The 5,982-nt window shown below is 65.1% G+C and carries 6 protein-coding genes; 1 reads left to right on the top strand and 5 read right to left on the bottom strand.

Going from position 1 to position 5,982, the window contains the following annotated elements; genetic code table 11:
• The 4 genes from infB to rimP all read right to left on the bottom strand — a co-directional run.
• Positions 1-1,970 (bottom strand): translation initiation factor IF-2 (gene infB / locus EOA38_RS25435; protein WP_127300531.1); only part of this gene is annotated, 1,970 nt, incomplete at its 3' end.
• On the bottom strand, positions 1,967-2,617 hold the full coding sequence (locus tag EOA38_RS25430) for an RNA-binding protein (protein WP_126095647.1): 651 nt from the start codon (positions 2,615-2,617) through the stop codon (positions 1,967-1,969). The genes EOA38_RS25430 and infB, both read right to left, overlap by 4 nt.
• Positions 2,618-2,649: 32 nt before the next feature.
• Positions 2,650-4,245 (bottom strand): transcription termination factor NusA, encoded by a 1,596-nt coding sequence (nusA, locus tag EOA38_RS25425; RefSeq protein ID WP_126090354.1) that lies wholly within the window; start codon positions 4,243-4,245, stop codon positions 2,650-2,652.
• A 46-nt stretch (positions 4,246-4,291) separates the two neighbouring features.
• Positions 4,292-4,924 (bottom strand): ribosome maturation factor RimP, encoded by a 633-nt coding sequence (gene rimP, locus EOA38_RS25420; protein WP_127300530.1) that lies wholly within the window; start codon positions 4,922-4,924, stop codon positions 4,292-4,294.
• A 307-nt stretch (positions 4,925-5,231) separates the two neighbouring features.
• Here rimP and EOA38_RS39325 point away from each other — a divergent pair, with 307 nt between their 5' ends.
• Positions 5,232-5,372, top strand: coding sequence for a hypothetical protein (locus EOA38_RS39325; protein WP_189434878.1), 141 nt, complete (start codon positions 5,232-5,234; stop codon positions 5,370-5,372).
• Between the two features lie 66 nt (positions 5,373-5,438).
• Here the strand turns inward: EOA38_RS39325 and EOA38_RS25415 are convergent.
• Positions 5,439-5,982: tRNA (guanine(46)-N(7))-methyltransferase TrmB (locus tag EOA38_RS25415; RefSeq protein ID WP_127300529.1), on the bottom strand; the 544-nt coding region annotated here is incomplete at its 5' end.

The following is a 5,982-nucleotide window of genomic DNA, read 5'->3' as shown; positions in this document are numbered from 1 at the left end:
AATTCCTTCAGCCCGCTCGTCTGCAATTGCGACATCATCTGCTCGAGCGAGCCGCGCTGCCCGGCATGCTTGGCCACCGCCTTTTCGCGCGCCAGGCGCTGGCGGTACTCGGTGATTTCGCGTGCGCGCGCCTCGTTGTTGACGACGGCGAAGCGGTCGCCCGCCTGCGGCGTGCCCTGGAGGCCGAGCACCTCGACCGGCATTGCCGGCGGCGCTTCCGGCACATGCTCGCCGCGATCGTTGACCAACGCGCGGACACGGCCCCACTCGTTGCCGGCGACAATGATGTCGCCCGGCATCAGCGTGCCGGTCTGCACCAGAACGGTGGCGACCGGACCACGGCCCTTGTCGAGCTTGGCCTCGATGACCGCGCCTTCGGCGGTACGGTCGGGATTGGCCTTGAGGTCGAGGATTTCGGCCTGCAGCAGGATCGCCTCGAGCAGCTTGTCGATGTTGGTGCCCTTGGTCGCCGACACTTCGACGTCCAGCACCTCGCCGCCCATCGATTCGACGAACACTTCATGGCGCAGGAGTTCGGCGCGCACCTTCTGCGGGTCGGCGTCGCGCTTGTCGATCTTGTTGATCGCCACGATGATCGGGACGCCGGCTGCCTTGGCGTGATTGATCGATTCGATCGTCTGCGGCATCACGCTGTCGTCGGCCGCCACCACCAGCACGGCGATGTCGGTCACCTGGGCGCCGCGGGCGCGCATGGCGGTGAAGGCGGCGTGGCCGGGCGTGTCGATGAAGGTGATCTTCTGACCGTTCTTATCGACCTGATAGGCGCCGATATGCTGGGTGATGCCGCCGGCCTCGCCGGAGACGACATTGGCGTTGCGGATGGCGTCGAGCAGCGAGGTCTTGCCGTGGTCGACATGGCCCATGATCGTCACGACAGGCGGACGCGACACCAGGTCTTCCGGACGGTCGGCGATGTTGAACAGGCCTTCCTCGATGTCGGACTCGGCAACGCGACGGACCGTGTGGCCGAATTCGGAAGCGACCAGTTCGGCCGTGTCGGCGTCGATGACGTCGCCCGGCTTCAGGATCTGGCCCTGCTTCATGAAGAACTTGACCACGTCCACGGCGCGCTCGGACATGCGCTGCGCAAGTTCCTGGATGGTGATGGTTTCGGGCAGGATCACTTCGCGCATGACTTTCTCGCGCGGCTCGTTGTGCAACGCGCGTTTGAACTTCTCCTGGCGGCGGCGCATCGAGGACAGCGAACGGCCGCGCGCGTCCTCGTCGGAAAGCGCGGAATTCAGCGTCAGCTTGCCGCGGCGGCGGTCTTCCTCACCCTTGGTGGGTTTGGCCGGACGCGCCACTTCGGGCGTGGCGAGACGGCGGGCCGGCGCACCGGCACCAGCACCAGCGCCGGTACGCCTCGGCTTGACTTCCTCGTCTTCATCGGCCGCGGCACTATCCGCGGCCACCGGCGCGCGGCGGCGGGCCTCTTCCTCGGCACGGCGACGCGACTCGGCCTCGGCCTGGAGGCGAGCCTCTTCCTCGGCCTGACGACGCGCGGATTCCTCGCGCTCGCGCTTGCGGCGCTCTTCTTCCTCGGCGCGGCGCTTGGCCTCTTCCTGGGCGCGCTGGCGGTCCTCGACCTCACGCGCCTTGGAGCCTTCGAGCGCCCTGCGACGGGCTTCCATCTCGCCGCGCGACAATTCGTTCAGCACCATGCCGGAGCGTTCCGGCTGCGGGGGCGGCGCCTTCGGCGCTTCCTGCACGGCAGGGGCAGGTGCCGCGGCTGCGGGCTTCGGCGTGAAGACCGACGGCGCCACCGGCTCCGGCTTGTCGCCGTGCAGCGAGAACTTGCGCTTCTTGGTCTCGACCACGACCGACTTGGTACGGCCATGCGAGAAATTCTGGCGCACGGTGCCCTGCTCGAGGCCGGGGCGCTTCAGCGTCAAGGTCTTCTTCGGCGTAACGCTCAACGTCTTGTCGTCGCCCGATTTCGTATCGTTCATTCCATATCCTCTGCGGCATCATCTTCGTCAGCAACGGCCGCAAGCATTGCCAAATCGTCCGGGGTTCCGCCCCGATACCGGTCGAGCGCAACCATGCGCTTCTGAACCGCCTTACCCGCGTCCTGCGCGAGGACGGCAGCATGTATCACATTTGTACCCCCCAATGCCAAGCTCAACTCGGCTTCGGGTAAAAGTTTGTAGGCAGGGATGGCCGGGCCGCCGAGATGGACGGTTGCCCGCCGCGCCTGACTGATCTTGCGGACGCCATCGTCCGAGGCTTCGGTAGCGTGCAGCACGAAGAGCGCCTGCCCGTCGCGCACGGCAGCCTCCACCTTGGCGGCGCCAAGAACGACCGCTCCGGCCTTGCGAGCAAGACCCAGCATACCCAGAGCGGATCTGGAAAGCAGTCCGTCGACCATGCCCCCGAGATCGGCGGGGACGGCAACCTGCGCCTTGAAGGCCCGCGCAAACAGGTTCTTCGCCGCTGCCTTGTCGATATGTAGGCGATCGGCGGTGACCCAGCAACCGCGGCCGGGCAGATTTCTCTTGATGTCCGGAACGACGGCCGAATCCGGGCCGACGACGAAGCGGATCAGTTCATCCGCTTCGGCCTGCCTGCGCGTGACGATGCAGGTGCGATCGTTCATCTCGTCCACGGGCTCTGCGATTGGTGATCACCTCACGCACCGACGGTTTCGCCGGCCGCGGCTTCTTCAGCGGCCAGTTCTTCCTCGGAAATCCAGCCGGCCTTCCTGCGGGCAGCCAGCACCATCTCTTCGGCTTCGGCGCGCGAGACGCCATGATCGGCAAGCACGCCCGGATACACCTTGGTCTCGCCGTCCTTGCGCTCCTTCCAGCCGATCAGGTCGTCGGCGGCATAGCCGGCGAAGTCCTCGATCGTCTTCACGCCGTCCTCGCCGAGCGTCACCATCATGGCCGTGGTGATGCCGGGGATCTCGCGCAGTTCGTCCTTGACGCCGAGCGCCTTGCGCTTCTCGTCGTGCTCGGCCTCGATCTTTTCGAGATATTCGCGGGCGCGCGTCTGGATTTCCGAAGCGGTATCCTCGTCGAAGCCGTCGATCGAGGAGATCTCGCCGGAATCGACATAGGCGACTTCCTCGACGCTGGTGAAGCCTTCGGAGGCAAGCACCTGGCCGACCATCTCGTCGACGTCGAGGGCTTCCATGAAGAGCGCCGAACGCTCGACGAATTCCTTCTGGCGACGCTCGCTCTCTTCCTGCTCGGTCAGGATATCGATGTCCCAGCCGGTGAGCTGCGAGGCAAGGCGCACATTCTGGCCGCGGCGGCCGATGGCCAACGACAGCTGGTCGTCAGGCACCACCACCTCGATGCGCTCGGCATCCTCGTCGAGCACCACCTTGGCGACTTCCGCCGGCTGCAGCGCGTTGACGATGAAGGAGGCGGCCGAGGGCGACCACGGAATGATGTCGATCTTCTCGCCCTGCAGCTCGCCGACCACCGCCTGGACGCGGCTGCCGCGCATGCCGACGCAGGCGCCGACCGGATCGATCGAGGAATCGCGCGAGATGACGGCGATCTTGGCGCGCGAGCCCGGATCGCGGGCCACCGACTTGATCTCGATGATGCCGTCGTAGATTTCCGGCACTTCCATGGTGAAGAGCTTGGCCATGAACTGCGGATGCGTGCGCGACAAGAAGATCTGCGGGCCGCGCTGCTCGCGGCGCACGTCGTAGACATAGGCGCGGACGCGGTCGCCGTACTTGTAGTTCTCGCGCGGGATCAGCTCGTCGCGGCGGATGATCGCCTCGCCGCGGCCAAGGTCGACGATGACGTTGCCGTATTCGACGCGCTTGACGGTGCCGTTGACGATCTCGCCGATGCGGTCCTTGTACTCGTCATACTGACGATCGCGCTCGGCCTCGCGCACCTTCTGGACGATGACCTGCTTGGCCGACTGGGCGGCGATGCGGCCGAAATCCATGGGCGGCAGCTGTTCGGCGATGAAATCGCCAAGCTGGGCGTCGGGGTTGCGCTCGCGCGCCGTGGAGAGGGCGATCTGCGTCGCGTAGTCCTCGACCTTCTCGACCACTTCCATCAGCCGCTGCAGTTTCATCTCGCCCGTATTGGGATTGATGTCGGCCCGGATGTTGGTTTCCTGACCGTAACGCGAACGCGCCGCCTTCTGGATCGCATCGGCCATGGCGGCGATGACGATGGACTTGTCGATCGACTTTTCACGCGCGACCGCATCGGCGATCTGCAGCAGTTCGAGCCTGTTGGCGCTTACAACCATTGTCTTTCTCCCGACTTCGCTCCGGACACGCGGCCCGAAAGCTCAATCAACCTTCCTGTTCGGTTTCGTTTCCTTCGCCGGCGGCGGCTTCTTCCGCGTCGCCCCGGCGCTTTTTTGCTTCCTTGCGGGCCCTGTTGTCCTTCGACAGGGCCTCGCGGATGAGATCATCGGTCAGCACGAGCCGCGCCTCGGCAATGGCGTCAAAGGGCACGCGCACCATCGGCTCTTCGCCATAGGCCGCCTTGTCGCGCTCGAGCAGAATGCCGTCGGCGTCCGCCCCGGCGATCTTGCCCTTGAAGCGCTTGCGGTCGCCGATGAGGACCGACGTCTCCATCTTGACCAGATGGCCTATCCAGGTGGCGAAATCCGATTTGCGCACCAGCGGCCGGTCGATGCCCGGCGACGACACTTCGAGATGATACGCCTTTTCGATCGGATCTTCGACATCGAGCGCCGGCGAAACCGCGCGGCTGATCTCTTCGCAATCCTCGACGGTCATAGTGCCGTCCTCGCGCTCGGCCATGATTTGCAGCGTCAGCCCGTTCTGTCCCGTCAGTTGCACCCGCACGAGGCGAAAGCCGATGGCCTTGAGCACCGGCTGCACGATCATCGCAATACGCGCATCGATGCCGCTTTCACGGATGATACGGTCGTCGGCTTCGCTTGCCGCTGCGGTCATCGGATCCCTGTCGTTTTGTCGCTCCGGCCGGCAGGTAATAAAAAAGAGCGGGACCGGGTGGACCCACTCTTCGTCATACCGACCAAGAATTTGAGGCTGATATAGACGATTGCGGCCGGTGTTTCAAGCCTGACGTCAGCACCGGCCTCACCGCAGCGGGATCAGCATTGCTTCTGGAGCATGACGGCTATGCGCCGGCGCCCCTGTGATTGGGGCCTGCCAGCACCCAGTTATGCTGCAGTGCAAAAGAAAGGTCGTGCGCGGTGGCGCGCGAAAGGTAGTCGCCATGGACCGTGGATTGTTTTTCGTGATCGGTGATTTTCTGACCACATTCGGCAGCGCCGCAGCCGCATTGCGCGCCGTCGAGGCCGGACGCAAGCCGCGCCGCGGCGACCTGAAGAAGCTCGGCATCGACCCGACCGCCTTCGACAAGATCGGCCGCTTCTGAGCGGCGGATGACTTCCAAGCGGTGAATAACGGGGGCGCTTCGCGGCCCTTTCGAGATTTTCCGGGGCTACTTCCGGATAAAGGTCAAATAGGCAGGCCGCCTTCCCTCGCGGATGGCCTTGGCCTCGTAGCGCGTGCCGGGCCAGCCCTCATAGGGGGTGTGCCAGTCGGCGGCCTCGTTCGCCTGCCAGGCGAAGTTGCCATTGGCGCGGCAGGCAAGCAGCGTCCAGTTCACGTAGCTGTCGATGTCGGAGGCGAAGCGGAACCTGCCGCCAGCCTTCAGCACCCGGGCGAACCGGTCGAGATTGGCCGGGCTGACGAAGCGCCGCTTCCAGTGCTTCTTCTTCGGCCAGGGATCAGGATAGAGCAGGTCGATGCCATCGAGCGAGGCCGGCGGCAGCCAGTCGAGCAGACGCGTGGCGTCGTCGTCATAGACTCTCAGATTGGCGAGCGGCGCCTTGCCGAGCGCCGTCATCATCTTGGCCATGCCGTTGACGAATGGCTCGACGCCGATGAAGCCGGTCGCCGGCGCCTCCGTCGCGCGATGCAGGAGATGCTCGCCGCCGCCGAAGCCGATCTCGAGCTGAAGTGCCGAAACCTTTGCCTTGAAC

Source organism: Mesorhizobium sp. M1E.F.Ca.ET.041.01.1.1 (assembly GCF_003997355.1).
Taxonomy (GTDB): domain Bacteria; phylum Pseudomonadota; class Alphaproteobacteria; order Rhizobiales; family Rhizobiaceae; genus Mesorhizobium.
This window is presented reverse-complemented; position numbering and strand designations above follow the sequence as displayed.

Coding starts and splice junctions, on each gene's coding strand:
- EOA38_RS25430 (WP_126095647.1), bottom strand. CDS start 2,617: ATGAACGATCGCACCTGCATCGTCACGCGCAGGCAGGCCGAAGCGGAT.
- nusA (WP_126090354.1), bottom strand. CDS start 4,245: ATGGTTGTAAGCGCCAACAGGCTCGAACTGCTGCAGATCGCCGATGCG.
- rimP (WP_127300530.1), bottom strand. CDS start 4,924: ATGACCGCAGCGGCAAGCGAAGCCGACGACCGTATCATCCGTGAAAGC.